22 protein-coding genes are annotated in these 24,974 nt (G+C 41.8%); 19 read left to right on the top strand and 3 right to left on the bottom strand.

Annotation, left to right across the window (positions count from 1 at the left end; all coding sequences use genetic code 11):
- The first annotated feature begins 99 nt into the window (after positions 1-99).
- The 6 genes from B9Y67_RS04020 (at position 100) to B9Y67_RS04045 (ending at position 9,220) form a co-directional block, all read left to right on the top strand.
- Positions 100-1,644 (top strand): pyridoxal phosphate-dependent decarboxylase family protein, encoded by a 1,545-nt coding sequence (locus tag B9Y67_RS04020; protein ID WP_139823721.1) that lies wholly within the window; start codon positions 100-102, stop codon positions 1,642-1,644.
- Positions 1,641-3,386 (top strand): IucA/IucC family protein, encoded by a 1,746-nt coding sequence (locus tag B9Y67_RS04025; RefSeq protein WP_085505482.1) that lies wholly within the window; start codon positions 1,641-1,643, stop codon positions 3,384-3,386. Before B9Y67_RS04020 ends, B9Y67_RS04025 begins: the two co-directional genes overlap by 4 nt.
- Positions 3,376-3,960, top strand: a complete 585-nt coding sequence (locus B9Y67_RS04030) for a GNAT family N-acetyltransferase (protein WP_085505483.1) — start codon at positions 3,376-3,378, stop codon at positions 3,958-3,960. The genes B9Y67_RS04025 and B9Y67_RS04030 overlap by 11 nt, the downstream gene beginning before the upstream one ends.
- Positions 3,935-5,275 (top strand): lysine N(6)-hydroxylase/L-ornithine N(5)-oxygenase family protein, encoded by a 1,341-nt coding sequence (locus B9Y67_RS04035; RefSeq protein ID WP_085505484.1) that lies wholly within the window; start codon positions 3,935-3,937, stop codon positions 5,273-5,275. The genes B9Y67_RS04030 and B9Y67_RS04035 overlap by 26 nt, the downstream gene beginning before the upstream one ends.
- A 28-nt stretch (positions 5,276-5,303) precedes the next feature.
- On the top strand, positions 5,304-7,115 hold the full coding sequence (locus tag B9Y67_RS04040; RefSeq protein ID WP_139823722.1) for an IucA/IucC family protein: 1,812 nt from the start codon (positions 5,304-5,306) through the stop codon (positions 7,113-7,115).
- Between the two features lie 227 nt (positions 7,116-7,342).
- Positions 7,343-9,220, top strand: coding sequence for a sensor domain-containing protein (locus B9Y67_RS04045; protein ID WP_085505485.1), 1,878 nt, complete (start codon positions 7,343-7,345; stop codon positions 9,218-9,220).
- 50 nt (positions 9,221-9,270) lie between these two features.
- Here the strand turns inward: B9Y67_RS04045 and B9Y67_RS04050 are convergent, their stop codons facing one another.
- On the bottom strand, positions 9,271-10,641 hold the full coding sequence (locus B9Y67_RS04050) for an alanine/glycine:cation symporter family protein (RefSeq protein WP_062439556.1): 1,371 nt from the start codon (positions 10,639-10,641) through the stop codon (positions 9,271-9,273).
- 180 nt (positions 10,642-10,821) lie between these two features.
- Here B9Y67_RS04050 and B9Y67_RS04055 point away from each other — a divergent pair, with 180 nt between their 5' ends.
- The 3 genes from B9Y67_RS04055 to B9Y67_RS04065 are packed head-to-tail and all read left to right on the top strand — an operon-like array spanning position 10,822 to position 12,498.
- On the top strand, positions 10,822-11,301 hold the full coding sequence (locus B9Y67_RS04055) for a low molecular weight protein-tyrosine-phosphatase (RefSeq protein ID WP_085505486.1): 480 nt from the start codon (positions 10,822-10,824) through the stop codon (positions 11,299-11,301).
- 6 nt (positions 11,302-11,307) lie between these two features.
- Positions 11,308-11,637 carry a hypothetical protein gene (locus tag B9Y67_RS04060; protein ID WP_085505487.1) on the top strand — a complete coding sequence of 110 codons (330 nt, stop codon included), beginning with the start codon at positions 11,308-11,310 and terminating at the stop codon, positions 11,635-11,637.
- A gap of 30 nt (positions 11,638-11,667) precedes the next feature.
- Complete coding sequence (locus B9Y67_RS04065; protein WP_085505488.1) at positions 11,668-12,498, top strand: YihY/virulence factor BrkB family protein; 831 nt, start codon at positions 11,668-11,670, stop codon at positions 12,496-12,498.
- Positions 12,499-12,737: 239 nt separating this feature from the next.
- Here B9Y67_RS04065 and B9Y67_RS04070 read toward each other — a convergent pair whose 3' ends face one another.
- The gene (locus tag B9Y67_RS04070; protein ID WP_085505489.1) at positions 12,738-14,675 is read right to left on the bottom strand and encodes a heavy metal translocating P-type ATPase; all 1,938 of its coding nucleotides are present in this window, start codon (positions 14,673-14,675) and stop codon (positions 12,738-12,740) included.
- 270 nt (positions 14,676-14,945) lie between these two features.
- On the opposite strand from B9Y67_RS04070, the gene B9Y67_RS04075 reads away from it, so the two are divergent.
- The 6 genes from B9Y67_RS04075 to B9Y67_RS04100 all read left to right on the top strand — a co-directional run bounded on the left by B9Y67_RS04075 (position 14,946) and on the right by B9Y67_RS04100 (position 20,443).
- Positions 14,946-15,794 carry a transporter substrate-binding domain-containing protein gene (locus tag B9Y67_RS04075; protein ID WP_085505490.1) on the top strand — a complete coding sequence of 283 codons (849 nt, stop codon included), beginning with the start codon at positions 14,946-14,948 and terminating at the stop codon, positions 15,792-15,794.
- A gap of 10 nt (positions 15,795-15,804) precedes the next feature.
- Positions 15,805-16,497, top strand: coding sequence for an amino acid ABC transporter permease (locus B9Y67_RS04080; protein ID WP_085505491.1), 693 nt, complete (start codon positions 15,805-15,807; stop codon positions 16,495-16,497).
- Positions 16,498-17,268: 771 nt separating this feature from the next.
- The gene (locus tag B9Y67_RS04085) at positions 17,269-18,048 is read left to right on the top strand and encodes a metal ABC transporter ATP-binding protein (RefSeq protein WP_085505492.1); all 780 of its coding nucleotides are present in this window, start codon (positions 17,269-17,271) and stop codon (positions 18,046-18,048) included.
- Positions 18,041-18,898, top strand: coding sequence for a metal ABC transporter permease (locus tag B9Y67_RS04090; RefSeq protein ID WP_085505493.1), 858 nt, complete (start codon positions 18,041-18,043; stop codon positions 18,896-18,898). The genes B9Y67_RS04085 and B9Y67_RS04090 overlap by 8 nt, the downstream gene beginning before the upstream one ends.
- A complete protein-coding gene (locus B9Y67_RS04095; RefSeq protein WP_085505494.1) occupies positions 18,895-19,308 on the top strand; it encodes a Fur family transcriptional regulator in 414 nt (137 codons plus the stop codon). Before B9Y67_RS04090 ends, B9Y67_RS04095 begins: the two co-directional genes overlap by 4 nt.
- 127 nt (positions 19,309-19,435) lie before the next feature.
- Entirely contained in the window at positions 19,436-20,443 is a 1,008-nt protein-coding gene (locus tag B9Y67_RS04100; protein ID WP_085505495.1) for a metal ABC transporter solute-binding protein, Zn/Mn family, read from the top strand.
- A gap of 40 nt (positions 20,444-20,483) precedes the next feature.
- On the opposite strand, the gene B9Y67_RS04105 is transcribed toward B9Y67_RS04100, so the two are convergent.
- Positions 20,484-21,662: an MFS transporter gene (locus B9Y67_RS04105; protein WP_085505496.1), complete on the bottom strand. Its 1,179-nt coding sequence runs from the start codon at positions 21,660-21,662 to the stop codon at positions 20,484-20,486.
- A 147-nt stretch (positions 21,663-21,809) separates the two neighbouring features.
- Between B9Y67_RS04105 and B9Y67_RS04110 the strand changes: the two genes are divergently transcribed.
- From B9Y67_RS04110 to B9Y67_RS04120, 4 genes are all read left to right on the top strand, one after another.
- Positions 21,810-22,202: an OsmC family protein gene (locus B9Y67_RS04110; RefSeq protein ID WP_085505497.1), complete on the top strand. Its 393-nt coding sequence runs from the start codon at positions 21,810-21,812 to the stop codon at positions 22,200-22,202.
- 124 nt (positions 22,203-22,326) lie between these two features.
- Positions 22,327-23,115, top strand: a complete 789-nt coding sequence (locus B9Y67_RS04115; RefSeq protein ID WP_085505498.1) for a YfkD famly protein — start codon at positions 22,327-22,329, stop codon at positions 23,113-23,115.
- A 208-nt stretch (positions 23,116-23,323) separates the two neighbouring features.
- Positions 23,324-23,470, top strand: coding sequence for an SE1561 family protein (locus B9Y67_RS20600; RefSeq protein WP_176223908.1), 147 nt, complete (start codon positions 23,324-23,326; stop codon positions 23,468-23,470).
- Between the two features lie 167 nt (positions 23,471-23,637).
- Complete coding sequence (locus B9Y67_RS04120) at positions 23,638-24,945, top strand: Na+/H+ antiporter family protein (protein ID WP_085505499.1); 1,308 nt, start codon at positions 23,638-23,640, stop codon at positions 24,943-24,945.
- Positions 24,946-24,974 lie beyond the last annotated feature (29 nt).

Genomic DNA, 24,974 nt, shown 5'->3' on the forward strand with positions numbered 1-24,974 from the left:
AATTAGTATGTATATATGCACTTAATTGAAAATGATTTTCATTTAAGGGGATGAATAGGAGCAACCCAATAATTATGAATTGGAAAGGAAGGATAGCTTTTGAACTTCATATTTGAGAAAGAGTCGCTTGAAAATAGGGGATTTAATCACCCGGATAAAGAATATAGTAATCTTTTTCTTCATGGAGAGAGCACCGAAAGTTATCAACATATTACACAGCAGGTGACAGAGAAACTTGCCGAAGTGATGAATAAACTTGAACACCCATACTCAGGAAAAAAACCCTCAAGCTTATATCAGGAGTTGAACAAACTATCTGTTTTCAGCTACGAGGGAGAATCAATAGAAAGCTTATTGGAAGACATAAACGATACCCTTTTGATGAGTAATATTCATATTGCCCATCAAAAGTCAGTTGCCCACCTCCACTGCCCATCACTCGTATCTGCATTGGCGGCCGAAATGATCATCAATGCTTTCAATCCTTCGATGGATTCCTGGGATCAGAGCCCGGCAGCAACATATTTAGAACAAGAAGTGATCCAGTGGCTGCTTCATGGATTCGGCTTTGATTCTGAAGCGGATGGGGTTTTTACCAGCGGGGGAACGCAGTCCAATTACACAGGTTTACTTATTGCCCGTGATTCTTTTTGTAAAAAGACCTGGGGAGTGAATGTACAGAAACATGGCCTTCCTCCTCAATTTCAGCGCCTGCGGATACTTTGCTCCGAAGATGCACATTTCACTGTCAAAAAATCCGCTTCTCAACTAGGGCTGGGAGAGGAATCGGTATTATCTATTCGCACAGATAAAAACCATCGCCTGTGCATCGCTGATTTAAACAGGAAACTAGAAGAATTGGACAAGGAGCAATTGTTGCCATTTGCATTGGTGGCTACATGCGGGACGACTGATTTCGGTAGTATCGATCCTCTTTCTGATATGGCAGCAATAGCAAAAAAACATGGGCTATGGCTACATGTCGATGCAGCATTCGGAGGGGCTTTGATCTTGAGTCATCAGCATAGAAGTAAATTGAGAGGGATAGAAAAAGCGGATTCCATTACTGTTGATTTTCACAAATTATTCTATCAGCCAATCAGCTGTGGTGCGTTCCTCCTTAAAAATAAAGAGGGATTTCGTTACCTGCAGCACCACGCCGATTATTTGAATCCTGAAGAGGATGAGGAAAAAGGTATTGTTAACCTGGTCAATAAGTCGATTCAAACAACAAGACGGTTTGACGCGTTGAAGCTGTTTTTCTCCTTAAGAATGGTAGGGACAAAGCAATACGGTGAGATGATCGATCATACGTTGTCTTTGGCAAGCTCTGCTGCCTGCTATATCGCTGGGTTGGAAAACATGAAGGTGATCAATCCCGATCCAGAGTTAAATACAATTGTTTTTCGCTTTGAACCGTCTGTACCCGACACAGTAGATTTAAACCAGGTCAACCGTAATATCCATAAGCATTTACTTTATACAGGTAAAGCTGTTCTCGCTAAAACAACAATAAAAGGTGAAGTATGTTTGAAATTTACACTTCTGAATCCCCGGACGAAGCTTGTAGATTTGAAGGGAATTTTAGCTGATATCCATGAGTTTGGAGAATTGGAAGTAAAGAAATGGAGGTTTCCCGTGTGAGAAATATAAAAGAAATTGCCGAGAACGCGACAATGCAGAGCTTTTTGAACTGCTACCTGAGAGAAACAGGAAATTTCAAGGAAGAAACTGCTGCAGGGTCAGTAAAGACGATTTCCTGCGCCTTATCTAATCAGGGAATTGATCTGATCATCGATGTGAAGTATTGGTCTGAAACAGGAAGGCACCTGTTTGATTTCCCTATTTATTATCATACAGGAAATGAAACTAAGCCGATCGATTATGTCACATTAGCTTCCCTGATTACCAAAGAATTAGCATTGGAAAATAATCAGGAAGAAGCTGAGGATGAACTGATCATGCGTGTGATTCTGAGCTGTAAAAACATAAAAAAATACCTCGAACATAGATTAGCTGATTCCAACTACTTGAGCAGCCGTCAATTCAATTTTATTGAAGCAGAGCAATCATTGATTTTCGGTCATTTGCTTCACCCTACTCCAAAAAGCAAGCAAGGCATCACGGAAGAAGAAGATAATTGGTACGCACCTGAAATGAAGGGAGAGTTCCAATTGCATTACTTCTGGGCTGCAGAGGGATACGTAAATCAAGACTCTTCCCTGAAGGCTTCTGCTGAAGAAATGATCAAAGAAAACTTGGCCGAAGAGGTGATCAAGACTGAAGGTGAAGGAGCATGGATTCCTGCTCACCCTTTGCAGGCAAGAGAACTGCTGAAAAAATCATCCGTACAGCATATGTTGGATGAGGGGACAATAAGGTATTTTGGACCGATGGGACCTAAGTTTACAGCTACCTCCTCATTCCGAACGGTATATAGTCCACAGTCAAAATATATGTACAAGTTTTCAGTCCCGATAAAAATTACGAATTCCCTTAGAATGAACCAGCAGAAAGAATTGGATAGAGGAGTTGAAGTGTCACGACTATTACAGACAACTTTAGGGGAGGATTTGAATCGACAGTTTCCAAATTTCAATGTGATATCAGACCCTGCTTATATCAGTGTAGATATTCCAGGGGAAAATGAAGTGCGGCTGGATTGCATCCTGCGTGAGAATCCGTTTTACAACGATGATGCAAATGTGATATTAGCAGCCGGACTGGGGCAAGACCACCCTTATGGGGAACAGACACGCCTTTATAGTATTATTACCGGTTTGGCTGAACGAGCAAACAAAACTACTCAACAGGTAAGTGAAGACTGGTTCGAACGCTATCTATTCATTACCCTTGATCCGATTCTATGGCTCTTTGAAAACTATGGCATTGCACTGGAAGCTCACCAGCAGAATTCAATGGTTCAATTGAAAGACGGTTATCCTGAGCGTTTTTACTACCGTGATAACCAAGGCTACTACTTTCGGGAAAAGAAAGCTGACCATCTGAAGGCTCTTTTACCTGGCCTGAATGAAAAGAGCGATACCATCTGTGCAGATAGTATTGCGGAGGAAAGGCTTCGTTATTATTTTGTCTTCAACCATTTGTTTGGTGTCATTAATGGATTTGGAACCAATGGGTTAGTTCCCGAGGAAAATTTAATCCAGCTGCTGCGTGAGCGTTTAGAGGAACACAAGAAACATACCACGGAGTCTAAGCAATTGCTTGACAGTCTATTAGAAAATGACGACCTCCCTTGTAAGGCTAACTTGCTTACTCGTTTTCACGATATGGATGAACTTGTAGGCTCGCTGGAAACGCAATCGGTTTATACATCAGTAACAAACCCTATAGCAAAAAAGGTGGGAATTTCTCATGAATCCTGATTTCATTACCTTTGACAATGATGTTGAGAAAAATATTTCCTTCCGTAAATTAGACTATGATAGGGATTTGACCAACGTATTTTTATGGATGCATCAACAGCACGTAATCCCTTTTTGGCAACTGAATCTGCCGTTCGCAAAGTTCAGCAGACATTTGAAAGACGCACTGGATGACCGTCACCAAACGTTATATATAGGAGAGGTTGACGGTCATCCTATGAGCTATTGGGAGGCTTATTGGGTCAAGGAGGATGTCGTAGAAAAATGCTACGATGCTGAACCCTTTGATCAAGGGATCCATCTGTTGATCGGGGACCCACAATATCTAGGGAGGGGATACGCTCTCCCCCTGTTACGGGCGATGGTAGGTTTTCAATTCAAGCGGCCCGAAACAAAGAAAGTGGTTGCCGAACCGGATATACAAAATGAAAAGATGATACATGTTTTTAAAAAGTGCGGATTTGAAGCTGTCCATCCAATAGAACTGCCAGATAAAACGGGGTTATTGATGTTTTGTCACAGGGAGACATTTGAAAAGAGGTGGTCTCATGCGGGATTCTATCAAGAAGTCTAACATTTACGACGTGATTGGCATCGGAATCGGTCCATTCAACCTTGGCTTTGCAGCGCTCGCAGAAGGGGTACCCGAAATAGATGCTTTGTTCTTTGAGAAGAAACCACAATTTGACTGGCACCCCGGTATGATGATTGAAGGGACTACATTACAAGTTCCTTTTTTAGCTGACCTTGTAAGTATGGCAGATGTAACAAATCGTTATAGCTTCTTAAATTACTTGCAGGAAAAGAATAGGTTGTATCGTTTTTATTTCCGGGAGGATTTCCACATTCCGAGGAAGGAGTACAACCATTATTGCAGATGGGTGACGGAGCAACTGGATAATTGCCACTTTCATGTCAATGTGAAACAAGTGGAGCTTCAAACTATTGATGGAGAAGACGTATATGAAATAGTGGTGGAAGATGTTCGTACCAAGGAAGAAGATTGCTACTATAGCCGCCATATTCTAATGGGAATTGGAACGGTACCTGCTGTGCCTGAACAATTACAGGAGGCCCTAGGGGAAAAGGTGTTTCATACAGCAGATTATCTATATAAGAAAAATATTTGTAAAGGGGCTGAAAAAGTAACGGTCATTGGCTCTGGACAAAGTGCGGCTGAGGTATTTCTTGATTTGCTGGAAGACCAGCCAGACCATGTATATTCGTTAGATTGGTACACTCGCTCGAAAGGTTTCTTCCCAATGGAATATTCAAAACTTGGACTTGAACATTTTTCACCTGATTATACTTCTTTTTTCTATCAATTAGCTCAGGCGAAAAAAGACAAATTGTTGAATGAACAGGATTTGTTATATAAAGGAATCAGCGCAGAGACTATCTCCGATATTTATGAACTTTTATATCAGCGAAGTGTTGGAGAAGAAGAGCCTGACATCCACTTACAAGCTATGTCGGCTATTAAACAGATCAACCCTGTTGGGGAGAAATGGAGACTTTATGGGTGCCAGCTGGTAAGTGAAGAAGAATTTTTAGTGGAAACAGATGTTGTGATATTAGGGACAGGCTACAAGTCAAACTTTCCAGACTTCCTGATGCCAGTTCATGACCTTATTATCCGGGATAGCCAAGGGCGGTTTAGCGTGTGTGAAGATTATAAGCTATCAATGGACGGAATCTACAATAATCATATCTTCATTCAAAATGGAGAAATTCATACGCATGGAGTAGGTGCCCCAGATCTTGGATTGGGCGCTCACCGAAATGCGGTTATCATTAACTCCTTGGCTGGCAGAGACGTCTATCCAGTCAGCCAAGTAAATGTTTATCAGTCATTTGGCACTAGGAGACAGCCTGCTTTTAGTCAATAAATTTACTGGGAAAGAAGGGATTTCACTTATGCATTTACCATATATAGAGAAATACTTTAAGCACGAACACTGGGAGAAAGCGAATTACCAGCTGTTAACCAAAATGATCGAGGAGTATACGTACGAAGATATGCTTAAACCAGAAATTAAGAAGCAGCATGGTAAGTGGGATGAATACATGCTGCCGATCTCTGATAATAAGCAATATACTTTTCTTGCAAGAAAAGATCTATTTGGAGGGTTGAAGGTAAAAGCTGGAACTATTTGCGAAAAAGAAGATGGAACAGAGCGCCCAGCTGATCATGCCATTCAATTTTTACTTGATATCCAGCCTATTATAGGAATGTCTTCTGAAACAGCCGGTCATTTAATCAAAGAATTGAACAATACCCTTGTGGCTGATATGCATCTGCTTGGACAAGCTTCGAAAACCTCCGATGAGCTGATTAAGGAAGATTATGCGTTATTAGAGGGACACATGAGCGGCCACCCATGGATTACTTATAATAAAGGAAGAATCGGTTTCGGCTACGACGATTATTGTGATTACGCGCCAGAAATGCGAAAAGAAACTAAATTATACTGGATCGCCGTCCATAAGGAGCGCGCTTCCTTTCAATCGACTGAAAAAATCAATTATCATAAGCTTTTACATGACGAGCTTTCCCTTGATGAAAAGAAACAGTTTGAAAAAGTGCTGCAAGAATGGGGAGTTGATGAACAGAAATATTTCTACCTTCCTGTTCATGAATGGCAGTGGAAAAATGTGATCATCCAGCAATTCGCTGAAGAGTTATCCAGGCAGATGATCATACCACTAGGAAAAGGTGAAGACAATTACCTTCCTCAACAGTCGATTCGGACCTTTGTAAATCAAAGCCATAAAGAAAAACATCACGTGAAGGTGCCAATGAGTATATTGAATACCCTTGTCTATCGCGGCTTGCCTGCGGAGCGTACCCTGATTGCACCAAAAATTACGGAATTCATCAAAGGAATTTATGAGAAGGATGACTTTTTAAAAGAAACTTGCCGGGTGATTCTGCCAGGGGAAGTAGCAAGTATTAATGTAGATCACAGCCTCTACCCTGAGCTTGAGAACTCCCCCTATCAATACCTGGAAATGCTTGGTGTCATTTGGCGGGAGAGTATTTACACATATCTCGATGATGGAGAAAAAGCGATTACCCTGGCCGCATTATTACATGAAGATAACGATGGCAAACCATTTGTCTCAAGCTTGATCGAGGCTTCCGGGATGTCCCCTGAGGAGTGGCTGAAGGAATTTTTCCGAGTAGTCATGGATCCGCTGCTCCACTACTTATATCAATATGGCACAGTATTTTCACCTCATGGGCAGAATACGATATTGGTAATGAAAGATTTCAGACCACACCGGTTGGCAGTCAAAGATTTTGTGGATGACGTAAATATCAGTGATCAGCCATTTGAAGAGTTATCTGTACTATCACAAGAACTGAAAGATGTACTGAGGAGTGAGCCGCCTGAAGGACTTACCCAATTTATCTTCACAGGGTTATTTGTATGTCACTTAAGGTACATGGCTGACATACTTGATCGACAGGAAGCCGTAACCGAATATAAATTTTGGGAGTGTCTTGCGGATTCCATCAAACAATATCAGGACAACCACCTACATTTGAAAGATCGTTTTAAACTCTTTGATTTCTTTAAACCTGAATTAACCAAACTTACGTTAAATCGTAATCGTATGGTTGACTATGGTTATGAAGATGGTGATGATCGCCCTCATGCTTCCGAATCAGGGAAAGTCACAAATCCGCTTGCTCGTTTTGCCAGGGAAGTACACTTTTCATAGAACCTTCATCAGACAGGCCTATTTCAATAGGTCTGTCTTAATTTTTCTTGCTTGTCACCCACTTGAAAAAATGAAAATTCAGCTAAGAAAATATTAATTTTCAGAGAAAAATAGCTGGTGATTAAAGTGAATGCAGGAAATGATTAGTCTTATTTATAATGGGTAAAATAGTTTAAAATTAAGTCAATCTTGTCGAACCTTAACGATATTTGGTAAAGGTGGATTCCATGAATAATTTGGATACCTCATTTGTACATGCAGAAATAACTCGATTAATGGAAACGCTCAAACTACAGCTTCAAGGGGGAAAAGAACGACAAACACTAAATGAGCTTGATAAACTGCTTCATAATTATCTTACTTCCTACGAGAATTTAGCATTTACGGAAAGCAAAGTGATGGAAGAAACTTTGGCTATTGAAGTGGAAAATGATTTTCAACGAACCGTGACAGCATTAATGAATATGGTATTTAAAGTTAGAAAAAATAAAAATGGTAATTATTACTTTACCATGTATGAAGGGAAGCTGGCCAGAGACCTAGGGCTTACCACAGCTTTTGTTGAAGGGAAAGAAATGGATGAGATTTTCGGGTTGGAAAAAGCCAGGTATTTAACAAATAAATACGATAAAGCATTTGCTGGAGAAAACGTTACATATAAACACAGATTAAAAGATATCTTCCTTTACTCTACGTTAGCTCCTATCCAGCACGAGGGAGAAGTGGTGGAAATTATCGGTTCTTCTGTTGATATAACTGTACACGCAGTGGCTGAGATGCGAGTCAGGCATATGGCCTATCACGACCCATTGACGGACTTGCCTAACCGGAAGAAATTACAGAAAGACTTGGAAGAAAGGTTAACGTCCCCTGATAAGCAGGAGGGCACACCTTTCTATATCCTTTTATGTGATCTGGATCGTTTCAAATATATTAATGATGCCCTTGGTCACACGGCTGGTGATGAAGTCATCCAGCTGATTGGAAGGCGAATCCGTGAAGTGATCAGCGAAAAAGGGAATCTATACCGACTTGGAAGTGATGAATTTGTTGCTATCATCGATCAGGCAAGCTCAGAAAAAGATGCGCGTAAATTAGGTAACTCTATTTTGGAACAAGTAAGCAAACCATTGCGTATAAAAGGGAAGGAATTATTTCTTACCACAAGTATTGGCATCGCTGGCTATTCAGGCGGCGGTACTACGGCTGGAAAATTGATTGGAAATGCGGACGTTGCCATGCATTATTGTAAACTGAAAGGAAGGCAGAGCCTGCTCTTTTATACAGATTCCATGAATAAGTCCTATAATGAACTGGTTTTTTTAGAAGGCGACTTGCGTGCAGCCATCCGTAATAAGGAGCTGCTGCTGTATTATCAGCCGAAAATTGACGTCCGTTCCGGGGTGATCAGTGGCATGGAAGCTCTCGTTCGGTGGAAGCATCCTGTCCAAGGATTCATTTCCCCTGGGAAATTTATTCCGATTGCTGAAGAGACTGGATTGATTCTGGAGCTGGGGGAATGGGTGCTTTATGAAGCATGTCGCCAAAACAAAGAATGGATGGAAAAAGGATATGCACCGGAGCGTGTGGCTGTCAATGTATCAGCAGAAGAAATTCAGCGCCATGACTTTGCGAGCCGTGTAGGGAAAATATTAGAAGCAACGGGGATGCCAGCCCGGTTTTTAGAAATTGAAATTACTGAGAACAGTATAATGCAAAATACGGAAGTATGCATCCAAACGATGCAGGAGCTTAAAAGGCTTGGCGTTGCTTTGTCAATTGACGATTTTGGCACTGGCTACTCCTCGCTTGGGTATTTACGGCAGTTTCCAATTAATTACTTGAAAATTGACCAATCCTTCATAAAAGATGTGAGCACGAACCCAAGTGGTGCAGAAATTGTGAAGGCAATGATTCAGCTTGCGCATACGTTTAAGTTAGAAGTCATAGGAGAGGGCGTGGAAAAACCTATGGTTTTAGGTTTTCTTAAAGAAAATGGCTGTGATCATTATCAGGGCTACCACTTTAGTAAGCCGCTTCCATCGGAAGAATTTGAGAATTTTTTAACAGTACGTAATCCTTATACTTTCCACAAGACTAAATAAAGCAGCGCCAGGCAGGCGCTGCTTTATTTTTCCATTAAACTTTGTTCTAATTAAGAGTAAGAGGACTGCTTCTCCTGACGTTTTTCTTCCTTGGCTACTTTCAAGAAGCGCTTCGTTTCTGATGCTACCACGCCGGATAGAAGCAAGAGCCCAATCAAGTTAGGGAATGCCATCAACCCGTTCATGATGTCAGCAAAGGTCCATACGATGCCTAGTTCTTGGACAGCGCCTACAAACACGAATAAGACGAATGCAATTTTATAAAGTGGTAAAGCGCGGTCTTTTGTCAGATAACCAAAACATTTCTCTCCATAGTAGGACCATCCCACAATGGTGGAGAAAGCGAAGAATACAAGTCCGAGAGAAACGATATAACCACCGATATCACCTAAGAAAATGGAGAATGAGGCGGTAGTTAAATCAGCTCCTTCCAGGTCTCCATTACCATATTGACCTGCCATAACGATTGTCAGACCAGTCATTGTACAGACGATGATCGTATCGATTAAAACCTGAGTCATCGAAACCAATGCCTGGCGGCCAGGATAGTCTGTTTTTGCAGCTGCTGCTGCGATCGGAGCAGACCCTAAACCAGCTTCGTTGGAGAAGACACCACGTGCGACACCATAGCGGATGGCTGTACCTAACAGGCCGCCAGCTACCGCATTCCCACTGAAAGCATCCGTAAAGATTGTGCCAAATGCAGCTGGTACGAGGTGAAAGTTAGTAAAGATAATAATAAGTGCACCAATGACATAAAATATCGCCATGATCGGTACAAAAAATGCAGTGACCTTACCGATACTTTTAATTCCGCCAAGCAATACCAAACCTGCCAGCGCGGTAAGAATCAATCCTGTTACCCAGGTAGGGATGGAGAACGTGGCATCGAGTGCATCGGATACAGAATTGGATTGTACCATATTTCCAATACCGAAAGCAGCTATCGCACCAAAGATAGCAAACAAGATACCGAGTGTTTTTCCAAGGCCTTTCATTTTTAAACCTCGGTCCAGGTAATACATCGGCCCACCAGACATGTTTCCGTTTTTGTCTGTAATTCGATATTTAACGGCGAGAATGGCTTCTGCATATTTTGTTGCCATTCCGAAAATAGCGGTGATCCACATCCAGAATACGGCACCTGGGCCACCAAGTACGACAGCTGTAGCTACCCCGGCAATGTTACCGGTTCCAATAGTGGCTGCCATCGCAGTAGTCAAAGCCTGGTAGTGGGAAATGTCACCTTTCGATTTTTTATCTTGTTTACCCGGACTGAATGCAAGCTTCAACGCGTAAGGCAATGCGCTGAATTGCAAAAATCCGAGCCTTAGTGTCAAATAGACACCGGTTCCGACGAGCAGGATCAATAATACGGGACCCCATACAACGCCGGATATACTGCTTAAGACATCTTGCATGATTAGTACCCCCTTTTTCCTTATATATAAAATATTCCGAAAACTAAGAGCAAATGTCAAGCTATTTCGGGTATAATAGTAGATGATAAAACAAGTTTTCACCGGTAAAAATGGGGGTAGCAGTCGATATATACAAAATTTGCATGAGATAAAAAGAGAAGAATTGGGGGAGAAGAAGTAATGATTAAAGTTCTATTTGTTTGTTTAGGCAACATTTGCCGGTCGCCGATGGCGGAAGCTATTTTTCGCGATTTAATAAGGAAAGAAGGGTTGGAAAAGAAAATATCCATAGACTCTGCCGGGATCGGTCACTGGCATGTTGGTGATCTTCCTCATGAGGGCACAAGAGAAATTCTGAATAAATATAAAATTTCTTATGAAGGAATGTCTGCCAGGCAAATTACAGAGCGCGATTGGGACGATTTTGATTACTTGATTGCGATGGATGAAAAGAATGTCACAGATATGGAAGGTATAAGAAAAAAAGAAGATGTTACTGTAGCTCGACTGCTTGATTTTATTCCGGAAGCAGAAGTGAAAGATGTCCCCGATCCATTTTTTACAGGCAACTTTGAATATGTCTATGAACTTGTATCGGCTGGCTGCAGAGAACTTTTAAATAAAATCAAAAAAGACCATCAATTATCAAAGGAGGAATAGGTAAATATGAAAGAGCATAAGTTTTGGAAAGGGGTCATGATCGGTGCCGTTATTGGAGGAGCTGTTACGCTGTTGGACAAGGAGACCAGAGAGTATGTTTTTAACAGCACTAAACAGGCTGGGGTATCTGCTAAGAGTTATACTTCAAACCCTTCAGAAGCTATCCGGGAGTTACGCCTTAAGTACAACCAGCTGACGAACCGTGTGGCAGATGGGGCTAAAGATATACTGGAAGTTTTGAATAAAGTGGAGGAACTGCTTGATAAAGTGAGCGAATGGGAAAAAGAAGTAGAAAAGGACGTCGAGAAACTGACAGATCACCGGGACGTTTCATAACATTCTCCCAATGGTTAGGAGAGGGATATCATGAAAGAGTTCTTCAGTTTTATAAAAGAGGTAGGAGCGAGCTTCAACAAGGATGACATCAGTGGCATGGCCGCCCAATTATCTTACTTTTTTTTATTATCTTTATTCCCTTTCATGATATTTCTTGTCACTTTATTAGGCTATATGCGGCTTTCGCAGGAAAGGCTGTTGGATTTTATTCACACCTATGCTCCTCAGGAAACCTACACGATGATTCAGGAAAATCTGGCAGAATTGATGGCAAGTCAGAATAGTGGCTTACTGTCTATTGGTATCATCGGCACGTTATGGTCTGCGTCCAATGGTGTCAACTCCATCATGCGTGCATTCAACCGTGCTTATGATGTAGAAGAAAGCCGTTCTCCATTTGTCGGGAGAATTATTGCTATCGTACTTACTATTTCGATGATCGGTGTCATTGCCGTCGCATTTTTACTCCCTGTGTTTGGAAGAATGGTCGGGGTCTATCTGTTTTCTATGTTTGGATTATCCGAAGGTTTCCTTGAGTTGTGGAATGCCTTACGCTGGGTGATTTCTTCGATCATCTTTTTTCTCGTCCTCATGTTTCTGTATATGCTGGCCCCCAATAAATACATTAAAATAAAGCAGGCTTTCCCTGGCGCGGTTTTTGCAACAGTTGGCTGGCAGATCGTGTCCTTATTATTTTCATTTTATGTCACCAGCATGGGCAATTACTCAGCCACTTATGGCAGCCTCGGCGGGTTTATCGTATTGATGATCTGGTTTTATATTTCCGGGATCATCATCATTTTAGGAGGAGAAATTAATGCAATTTTGCGAAGGAGAAAATTGGGCATCCATTCCTCCTGATAGCCTGTATAATCGCTGTACTTCATGCAGAACCTAAGCATGATTATTGAAAAAAAGGAGTGGCAGCGATGAGCGATAATAAGCAAAATCATAATAATAAGAACAACAAGAAGAAAAAAAGTGATGCTCCTAAACACAAAACAAGCAGCTCCGCGAATAAGCAGAATAACTACCACTAACACGAAAAAAGGCTCCCCGGACGGGAAGCCTTTTTTTGATGGTTTACACCTTCATACATACTAGGATTTAAGAAGTCGCAAGCCATTCAGAATAACAAGTATGGTACTTCCTTCATGACCAATAACGCCTAGCGGCAGGTCCAAAACTTGCAGGAAGTTTGAAATGATCAGTACCATGATGACCAATATGGAAAAGACAACGTTTTGTTTGACAATTTTGTTCATTCGTTCGGAAAGTTTAATGGCATTGGCGATTTTCGGTAAGTCATTTTTCATCAAAACGATATCAGCCGTTTCTAAAGCAACATCTGTACCTTCCCCCATAGCGATTCCCACATTTGCGGTAGCCAGAGCAGGTGCATCATTGATACCATCACCGACCATACCGACGTTATCAAAATTGTTACGAAGAATTTTCACCTCTTCCACTTTCTCCTCCGGCATACACTCAGCCACATAGTTATCAAGCCCAGCTTCTTCAGCAATCGCTTTAGCTGTGGTTTCATTATCACCGGTCAGCATAACAGTGTAAATTCCGTGTTGCCGTAAAATTTTGATGGCATTTTTGGTTTCTTCTCGAACCGTGTCCTTTAAAGCGACAACGCCTGCGATGCCTTTTTCATCTCCAATGAATATGACCGTTTTTCCTTGCCTGGCTAATTGTTCCAGAATTCCTCCGTGGAAGGATTCGGCAGCTTCTTTTCCAAGAAATCCTGGCTTACCGATCTTCCATGTGACTCCATCCACTGCTGCTGTAACACCGTTGCCGGCAAGATCCTGCATATTGCTGATTTCCCGACGTTCAATGCCGGGTTGGGTGTCCGTGTAATTGACAATAGCCTGTGCTAACGGATGGTTGGATTCTCTTTCTATTGAGGCAAGTACCGATAGAACTCTACCCGACTCTTCCTCTGAGCGGAAAAACACATCTGTGACTTCCGGTTTTCCTTTGGTCAGTGTCCCTGTCTTGTCAAAAGCAATCGCATTTAAATGGGACAGGTTCTCCAGGTGAACCCCACCTTTAAAGAGAACTCCATTTCGGGCACCGTTCGATATAGCTGACAGCGTTGCCGGCATAATGGATGCTACTAACGCGCATGGAGAGGCAACTACCAATAGGATCATTGCTCTGTATATCGTATCTGTCCAGCTCCAGCCAAACAGAAAGTGAGGTAAAAACATCATTAATGCAACCACAATCAAGACAATTTTGACATAAGTACCTTCAAACCTTTCGATAAACAATTGAGATGGTGATTTTTCACTTTGCGCGGACTGTACCAACTGTATGATTTTCTGGAAAAGCGTTTCATCAGACGGTTTCGTGATTTCAACGGTAATACTTCCATTAATATTGACTGTCCCGGCAAATACATCTCCGTTGGTTTCTTTTGTTACTGGAACAGATTCTCCAGTAATCGCACTTTCATCCAGGCTGGTTCTTCCTTTAATAATGGTTCCATCAGAAGGAACACGTTCACCAGCCTTGATAAGGATGCGGTCACCTAGTTGCAACTCTTTAACTGAAACAATTTCTTCTCTTCCATTTTTTATACGCAAAGCCTCTTCAGGCTGTAAATCCATTAAAGATGAAATTTCCCGTTGGCTTTTATTCATGGTGTAAGTTTCTAATGCTCCACTTAATGCAAAGATAAATATCAGGATAGCTCCTTCTGTCCAGTAGCCGATAATGGCAGAACCGACTGCCGCGAATATCATAAGCATCTCGACATTAAGTTCCTGATTTTCAATGGTTTCCTCAATACCTTCTTTAGCTTTTGCAAAACCACCAATGACGAAGGCAGCTAAATGAAGAACAACAAATGTTCCATAGCTCATGGATCCTTCAAAAATCCAGGCAGTCAGTATGATAATTCCACTGACGATCGCTGCGATAAGTTCCATATGCTCTTTAACTTTTTCCCACCATACGAATGATTTTTGAGTATGCGATGTTTGTGGCTGGTTTGTACTGACTGCACGTGCTTCTGAACTCATGTTCTCAACTCCTCTTTTATAATTGAGAATAGTAATCAACATCATTTAACTATACAAATGATAAATGCTATCAATTAGGTTTTGATAGCATTGATTTTAATTAAAATAATTATAATTTAGTATCTGTTATTATCATAGCATATTTCGGGATATTATCAAGTGAGAATCGTTGGATTATTTATCCTTTTTAAAAGGAGGGTTATATTGTTGCAAACTATCCTTCCCGTTGCTATATTGGTGAAGTGTGAATTTAAGGAGGAGGAAATAATCATGAAAAATAAAGCACTATTTTTTATACTTATGATACTTTCTGTTTTCGCGTTAGCGGCTTGTGGTTCTTCAGACCAGACAGGAGAAAAGTGGTCAGAAATTGAGGAGCAAGGAGAAGTGGTGGTAGGCACATCTGGCACCCTTTATCCTGCTTCCTTTTATCCCGAAGGATCTGATGAAGAATTAACAGGCTATGATGTTGAAATTATGCGTGAAATCGGGGACCGTCTTGGCCTCGAGGTAAAATTTGAAGAATATGGAGTAGACGGTCTGCTTTCAGCCATTAAAAGCGGACGGATCGATATGGCAATCAATGATATGGAAGTGACAGAAGAGCGAAAGAAAGAGTTCGCGTTCAGCGACCCTTATAAGTATTCTTATTCTACGATGATTGTGCGGGAAGATGACTTGTCCGGCATTGAAAAACTTGAAGATTTAGATGGTAAAGTTGCGGGCGGCGGAGCCACTACTGTTTTTGCAGAGATTTCCCGTCATTTTGGAGCTGAGGTGAAAACTTACGGAAACGTAACCAATGATGTATATTTGCGTGATGTGGAGAATGGGCGTACCGATTTAATTATCAATGACTATTACCTGCAATCATTGGCATTAAAAGCACTGCCGGACATTGCGGTTACATTACATCCGGACTTGAAGTTTCATCCAACAAACTCTGCGATCGTAATGCCGAAAGACGCAGGTACATTACAACAAAAAGTGAATGAAACTTTGAATGAAATGCGTGAAGATAGAACTTTAACTGAGATTTCGAAAGAATTCTTCGGCGGAAAAGATGCATCAAAGAAACCAGACGAGGATATTCGAGAGATCGAAGGCTTAGGTTTGTAGGTGAGTGAATATGTTCGGCATCGAAATCAAACGAGTAGAGATCGAGGATCTGTTCAATGCCCAGCGGGCCTGGGATAATCTTCCCTTTGTATTAAGCGGGGTACCGCTGACTTTATTGGTGGCTATCCTTGGTATGCTGCTTGGACTGTTGATTGGTTTATTTCTTGCTCTGGCGAGACGATCGGACAAACGGATGCTGCGCTGGCCTGCAAGGATGTATATATCGTTCATGCGAGGCACACCTATCTTGGTTTTCCTGTTTATCCTGTATTTTGGACTTCCGGTAGTCGGGATTGAATTGACTGCCACCATGGCTGCTGTGTTAGGGTTCGGATTGAATTCGGCTGCTTATATCGCTGAAATTAATCGTTCCTCTCTAAGCAGTGTGGATAGGGGACAATGGGAATCTGCACAGGCTTTAGGTTTTTCGTATTGGCAGACGATGAGAAGAATTATCCTTCCTCAAGCTACGAGAATAGCTATTCCGCCACTGTCGAATGTGTTCCTGGATTTGTTGAAAGCGACGTCGTTGGCTGCAATGATTTCCGTACCTGAACTGTTCAATAAAGCGCAGATTGTAGCAGGAAGAAATTACGACACGATGACAATGTATATCCTGGCAGCAATGATTTATTGGCCGATGACCATGGTATTCTCTGCTTTGCAGGATTATTTAGAACAGCGCTACAATAAATATTTATAGACAAGAAGTTCTCCAGGCATTGCCTGCCAGAGCTTCTTTTTTATATTTATTGGCTATACGTTATATTTGACAAGAGGCTTATTCAATTAAAGTGCCGAAAAGTCAAAGACTTGATTTCAAGATATTGTGTGAGGGGAAGGGTCGTTGGGGAACAACTCGCTTTCCGTGGGCGAGTGACGAGCCTACTCGAGCTGACGCTCTGCGGGGTCTCATCTAACCCGCGTATCCCACAGGACTTTGCAATTTTCACCCTGAATTAACCCACGCACGAAGGAAATGCGTAGCATTTTCGAGGAGTCTCGTCGTTCCCCCACTCCTCTTGCCATAAGAAGTTCTCGTAATCACACTTGTGGAACCTCCTCCACGGTTATAGAAAGAAGATGTTTTTGCCTATACATCCTTTGTAAATGCATTTAGATGAAGGTTTGAGCTGTACACTCTTTGTTTTATGAAGGGTCCGTTTACTTTAATAATGGCTGGATGGGCAGGGAAACGGGGAGACTCCCGCGGGAGAAGGGGCTAGGCGAGATCCCGCAGGGCTTTAGCCCGAGGAAGCTTGCCAGGTCCCCCGCAGGAAAGCGAGTCGTTTCCCTGCCCATCCCTTTTCCCTAACGTTAATGGACCCAACTATCTTGAAACTGAGTCTTCCATTAAAGGGAGGTTAACTGGAAAATATATTTAATTGTAATGGTTACGATTAGATACTTGTGTATGCGTTCGTAAGCCGTTATAATGTAATTCGTAATCATTATGATTTGAAGAGGGATTAGTATGACAGATAATAAAGTTTTAGAAATGGATAATGTATCCTTTAAATATGAAAAAGAGACGGTAGTGAAGGATGTATCACTTACTATCGAGGCGGGGCAATTCTTTGGGCTGGTCGGTCCGAACGGCTCTGGTAAATCCACATTGATCAAGCTTATGCTCGGCCTTTTGAAACCTACGAAGGGAAGTATCAAGCTCTTTGGGTCTCCAGTCCGCAGCTTTAAACATTGGGAAGAGATCGGATTTGTATCACAAAAAGCCAACAGCTTTAACTCTGGATTTCCGGCTACCGTACTGGAAGTTGTAAAAACAGGGTTAATTTCAAAAACAGGCTTGTTTCGTTTTTATAATAAGAATGACCGGGAGAAAGCGATGCAGGCGTTAAAGACAGTAGAGATGGAAGACTACTTCAACCATAATATCGGTGAACTTTCTGGTGGACAGCAGCAGCGTGTATTTATTGCCAGAGCTTTGGTGAGCGATCCGAAGTTTTTAATATTAGACGAACCCACTGTCGGAGTCGATGCCAAACATGTGGCTGACTTTTATCAATTGCTGCACAAATTAAATCGCAACGAAGGGATTACATTATTGATGGTTTCCCATGATATTGGGACGATTACCGAACATGCGAGCCATGTTGTCTGTATGAATAAAACCATTCATTTTCATGGAGAGTCTCATGAATATAAGGCGTTTTCTAATGAAGATCTCAGCCAATTATATGGTCATCCGGTCCAGCAGCTGACCCACAACCATGGGGAGGTGGACCCTCGTGATTGAAAGCTTTTTCACCTATGAGTTCTTACAGAACGCAGCGCTAGCCGGTTTGATGATCGGTTTTGTGGCACCGCTTCTTGGTGTCTTTATCGTTGTGCGGCGATTGTCGCTGATTGCGGATGCGCTCTCACACATTACTTTAACTGGTATTGCGGCAAGTCTGTTATTAGAAAAGCGGGTAACGGCGATCAATGAATGGAACCCCGTTTATATGGGGATGGTGTTTTCTGTCACGGGCGCCATTCTGATTGAAAAACTTAGAAAAGTTTATAAGCATTATGAGGAGCTCGCGATTCCGATCATCTTATCTGGAGGGATCGGTGTCGGGGTCATATTGATCTCGCTTGCGGACGGCTTTAATACCGACTTATTCAGTTATTTATTTGGCAGTGTCACTGCTGTCAGCCGTGCGGACATGTCGACAGTGTTAGTGATTACATTATTGGTACTTGCCGTCGTTTTGTTGTTCTATAAAGAGCTGTTTGTGTTGTCGTTTGATGAAGACCATGCTGCGGTGTCCGGGGTTAATGGGAAATTGATCCACCTATTGTTTATTGTTATGGTGGCCTTAGTTATCGCTTCAGCGATGCAAATTGTCGGTATATTGCTCGTATCAGCATTGATGACCCTTCCTGTTGCTGCAGCATTACGTATCTCCAAAAGTTTTAAACAGACGATTGGATTATCTATCTTTTTCGGAGAATTATCCGTAATCGTTGGATTAATTACTTCCTATCAGCTAAGCGTACCGCCTGGCGGAACGATTGTGGTGACTGCCATTTTGATATTAATCGGAGCGATAGCCTATCGGAAGGTTTCAGGTCAATTATCATTAAAGGGTGAAACGATATGAATATAGAAAAAGCAATTGATAAATTAAAAGAAAAGGGATATAAGCGTACGAAACAGCGTGAGCGGATACTTGAGATATTCTCGGAGCAGGATCAAGGATATATTCCTGCCAAGACGATATTAAAGGAAATACAAAAGGACTTTCCCGGTGTAAGCTATGATACCATCTACCGTAACTTATACTTGTTGGCAGAAGAACAGGTACTTGAATCGACTGAACTGGATGGGGAGAAACATTTCCGTTTCCATTGTGACACGCATGGCCATCATCATCATTTTATTTGTACCGGGTGTGGCAAAACAAAGGCGGTAGAGTTTTGTCCGATGGATAAAATAGCCCAAAGCCTGGATGGTTATGCTGTTGATGATCATAAGTTCGAGATTTACGGAAAATGCCCAGGCTGTCTTTAAGAACGAAGCGTATCGTACGAGACGGTACGCTTCTATTCAGGTCTAAACTAAATGGTAGTGATTACTATTTACAAAGCGTAATGATTACGCTATAATTCACTTCAGTAACGAAGGGGGAGAGTAAGGAATGAAAAAGAGGTATTTATTTTTATTATCATTATTATTGACTGTTTTCCTGGGAGCTTGTGGAGAACAAGCGAGTCAAAATGACGCTTCAGAGGAGGAAGTTAAAGAAACACTTAAACTTTATACAACGGTCTATCCGTTGAAGGATTTTGCTGAAAAAATTGGCGGAGATCATGTAGAAGTGGAGTCTATCCTTCCTCCTGGTGCGGATTCGCATACATTTGAACCCGATACAAAACAAATGATAAAAGTAGCAGAAGCAGATGGTTTCATTTATAGCGGAGCCGGACTGGAAGCATATGCAGAAAAGATCTCCGGTGCTGTTGAAGCAGAGGACGTGAAAATCCTGGAGGCGACTGAAGGTATCAATTTGGAGAATCATGAACACCAACAGAATGAAGAAGATGGCGGCCATGACGAGCATGACGATGAGGAGAATCACGCCGGAGAAGAAGGTGATGGTCATGGTCATGGTCATGGTGATAACGACAAAGACCCTCACGTATGGCTTGATCCTGTCCTATCCATCCAACTGGCAGCTAACATCAAAGACCTTCTTGTTGAATTAAAACCGGAAGAGGAAGAAACTTATGAAGAGAACTTCAACACATTGAAAGCAGACTTGGAGGAGCTGGATCATTCGTTTGCTAATGAAATAAAAGCACAACCCAAAAATAAAATTATTGTGTCCCATGCGGCTTATGGTTATTGGGAACATGCCTATGGTCTTGAACAGATTGCAGTCAGTGGATTAAGTCCTACGGAAGAGCCATCACAAAAACAATTAGAAAAAATTATCAAAGCAGCGGAAGACAATGACTTAAAGTATGTATTGTTCGAACAAAATGTTACTCCTAAAGTATCCGAAGTCGTTCAAAAAGAAATTAATGGAGAAGCATTAAGAATTCATAATTTATCCGTTTTGACAGATAATGATATCGATGCTGATGAAGATTACTTCAGTTTAATGTATCGGAATCTCGAGGTCTTGAAGAAAGCACTACAATAAAAAATGTCTCCTGTTAACTTGTGTTAACAGGAGACATTTTTTATGAAGAGTGCTGCAGGTTGTCGTTAACTGCCGGCTCTTTCTTCAATATAGTAGCGATCAGTACGACTAAAAGCAATGCTACGATGACATAGAAGAAGGAAGTGTCTGGGAACAAATCAATGAAAGCACCGCTTAAAAACGGGCCACTGATACTGCCGACACTGAAGGCGATGCCACACATAATATTTCCAGCTGGTAAGAGCGATTTTGGCAGAATATCGGTCATGTAGGAAAGCCCTAAGGAATAGAGAGAACCAACACATAATCCTGCCAGCGCAAATAGTACGAAGAGCCAGAATGCGGAGTCTTCGAGTAATGCAGCAAGAAAAAACGCTAAAGTACCGGCTGTTAAGACAAGGGAAATCACTTTTTTACGACCTGCTTTATCGCTCCACATGCCCAATGGTATTTGGGATAAAAGGCTTGCTGCTGCAAAAAATGGGATGATCAATGAAAGAATGTTAACATCATGACCAATCCGCATGCCGTAAACAGGAAAAATCCCGTGCAAGGTAGCTTCCAGAAAACCGTAAGTAAGCGGGGGGAGAAATGCGACCCAGGCTAACTTGATGGCCTGTCCAAATCTGCTGATCGAACTGCCCATATGAACGTTATGGCTATCTTTCGCTGGTAATTCATTTCTAACCCAAAACATACTGGACCAGACGATGGCGCTCAGCAAGGCGGAAAGCAGGAATGGTAAATATATATGGACAGATAATAAGTTTGTCATCAAGGGTCCTAACGTAAAGCCGGCACTGAAGAATAAACCGTAATATGCGATACTTTTTCCTCTGGTCTCAGGAGAAGCCGTGGATGTAATCCAAGTCTGGGTTCCGAAGTGAAGCATATGGTCCCCAATACCAATAGTCATCCGCAAAATAAACCAAAACCAAAGCGCCTGCCAAAATGGAAATAAAGCCATGGAGATGAATACGAATGCCCCACCAAGCAGAATCACTGGCTTATACCCTGCTTTTTGCATCGGTTTTTCCATAAAAGGAGAAGCTATCAGCACTCCTATATACAGGCCAGTGGCATGCAGGCCATTAATGGATGAAGAAACCCCATTTTGCTCTAAGATGACTGCAAGCAATGGAAGCAGCATACCTTGAGAAAAGCCTGAAATCGCTACTAAGGCGATGAGGATCTTGAAGCGAGTATTAGCTTTGACCATTCTTTATCCTCCCCCTCAAAAAACTTCTTTCATCCTATCGGAGAATAATGGTAATGGCAAGAAAAATGCAAACTTTGAGTAAAAGATGTTATTCCTTGAGCTTGTTCTGTTAAAATGGGAAAAAGAACTTCATAAAGGAGTGGTATAATGGAATTTTTTATGAGAGAGAATGGAATTCGAACGCAATTGGAATATGGAGAACTGAATATATCCAGTAATGAAGAATTTGGCTTCCGCCCCTACCAATTAATGGTTTCGTCCATCGTTGGCTGCAGTGTTGGTGTCTATCGTAAAATTTTAGACAAACAACGGGTGAAGTACGAGGATATTAAAGTTACCGCAGATGTAACCCGCAATCCAGATGAGGCTAACCGGATTGAAAAGGTGGCGATTCATTATGTTGTGAAAGGCCATAACATCAGTCGGGATAAACTGCAGAAAAACTTGGAAATCGCCCGTAATAACTGTTCGATGGTACAGTCGGTCAAAGACAGTATCGATGTACAAGAAACGGTAGATTATATCGAGCTTAGTATGTAAATAATTCCTGTAAAGCGTGTCCTATATTGATAGGACGCGTTTTTTAATATATGGGTGAGATGACGTGATGAATAAAAAGCCCCTTATTTCAAATGATAATCAAAAAAGAAAGGGGCTCCCTTATATGCGAACGTGGATCTTGTCCATCATGGCATTATTATTGGTGTTATTCGCGGCTGAGCCGCTTCTTCTACAAGCAGAAGATAAAAAAGAAGAAGGACGGCTGCCAAGTCACGTTTTGAATATCTCGAAAGACAATACCTACCCTAACTCAACAGAAGACCAGGTTGTCCTTGAGCCAAGTGAATTGACAGATGAACTGATAAAAGAAGCTGAGGTGAAAATCACGAACCCCCAGCTAATTGAATTATTGAATGAAACGAATTTGAAACCTTCCCCATTAGCCATTGGGTATCGCGGCGAGGTTTACTTAGGAAAATGGCCATTGAACTACACGTCCAAGGAGACGAGTATTAATTGGGAATATCAGCATATCAACACAAATGAACTGAACAATCAGGCAAGTCAACAGACAGAAAAAATGAATTACCTGCAAAAAGATGAAAAACACATCAAAGGTGGCCTTACAGCCAAAATTGATACCCCTGATCAAGTGAAACGCATGCTTCTATTAGAAGCCCAAAATAATACCAACCTTCCGTTGTCTTTTCATACGGTCGTGGGCAGTGGTACGAAACAGCAGAATACCTATGCAGTTCCATCTAAAAAAATCGGTTCCTTACAAGCATATGCTCCAGCAGTCAATGAAAAAGGAACAGTTGCTTTTGGGGAAGTATATATTCAATTGAAAGGGTCCAAAAAGCAATTAATCGTAAAAAACATAAAAAAACAAGGAATTGGAGCCTGGATACCAATTCAGGATCATGTATCTTACTCTTTCCAATTGAAATAACCAGCATACACGCCTGATCCGGTCACCTGGGTCAGGCGTATTTTTAATTTTTGGATATTTAACTTTGGTAAAGAATGAAGGCTATCAACAGTAATTCTAATGTTATATTCCTGTTCTACATGGACAAACCGGAGTATTTCTACTATGATAGTGCATGGTATCAATCGAAGAAACCTGTAAAGAATACAATGAACAAAGGAGTTTATGCATGGCTCAAGAAGAAAAACTTCAAGATCTGAAATTAAGGTTGGCAGCCTTTATGTCACGCCTGGATGAAATGGAGCCGGAAGAGACATCCGTGCAGGATATTGATCAGCTTATACAAATGCTCGAAGAACTTGAAAAGAAAATGTAACACCCAAGACGAAACCGCACCCACCAATGTGCGGTTTTTATTATTAGAGGAGAGGGGTTTGTAATTATATGGAATAAAACAATAAAAGGTTGATTTTTATAACACCTTCCTTTATCATGGTAAATCGTTAACGAACTAAAATTAAAATGTTTGAGAGGAGAATTTTTATGGCGTGGGCTGTTATTATTTCGGTGCTGATCATGACCGTGCTCAGTCTTTTGCGTGTCAATGTAATAATCGCAATCATTGCTGCGGCTTTATCAGCAGGGCTCATAGCTGGAGAATCGCTGCAAAATTCCCTGGATATGATGATCAATGGCATGGGGAATCAGGCGAGCGTTGCTTTAAGCTATATTTTATTAGGTGCCTTCGCAGTAGCAATCAGTTACTCGGGCATAACGAATATATTAGTGAATTATTTATTGAAAATGTTGAAAAATAAGCGTGTCATCATGTTATTAGTGATTGCTGGTGTGGCATCTTTATCTCAGAATGTCATTCCCGTTCATATTGCATTCATCCCAATATTAATTCCGCCTTTGTTAAACCTTTTTGATCAGATGAAACTGGATCGACGCGGGGTAGCTGCTGCCTTAACATTTGGTTTGAAAGCACCTTATGTGATGATTCCCGCAGGCTTTGGTTTGATCTTCCATCAGACCATTCAGGATGCGATGGGGACCAGCGGAGTTGATGTAGGTATCGGAAGTATCGCTCTGTCACTATTGATTCCTGGCTCCGGGATGATTATTGGCTTGCTCGTAGCTGTGTTCTTTTCTTATCGCAAACCAAGAGATAAATATCAGCTCAGTGTAGAAGTAGGGGAAGAAGACACTCCAGACATCACAAATGCTTCTTTTAGTGCCAAACATGCCTGGACGCTTGTAGCCGTGGCAGCAGCATTAGGAGTACAAATTTGGACCGAAAACCTAGTATTAGGAGCATTGACCGGACTTGTTCTTATGTTTGTATTCCTTGTAGTACCTTTCCGTCGTGGGGACGAAGTGGTCACGAATGGTATCGGTATGATGGGAATGATAGCATTTGTTATGCTGATTGCTGCTGGTTATGCCAATGTACTGCAGGAAACGGGTTCAATCGATGCGTTAGTTGATTCAAGCTCTGATATGATAGGAGACAATAAAGGTCTGATCGCTTTCATACTGTTGCTTGTCGGTCTGTTGGTAACCATGGGAATTGGTTCTTCCTTCGGGACAGTACCGATCTTGGCAGCATTATTCGTCCCTATCGGTGTTGCAGCTGGATTCTCCCCGATGGCATTGGCTGCTTTGATTGGAACAGCAGGGGCGCTGGGGGATGCTGGTTCTCCGGCATCAGACAGCACGCTGGGACCAACTTCAGGACTTGCTGCTGACGGAAAGCATCACCACATCTGGGACACATGTGTTCCAACCTTCTTGCATTATAATATACCGTTATTCATTTTTGGCTGGGTTGCAGCCATGGTTCTATAGTTTGGTTATTCAAGAAGCACCTGTTCGGC

It is taken from the genome of Thalassobacillus devorans (assembly GCF_900176565.1).
Classification (GTDB): domain Bacteria; phylum Bacillota; class Bacilli; order Bacillales; family Halobacillaceae; genus Thalassobacillus; species Thalassobacillus devorans_A.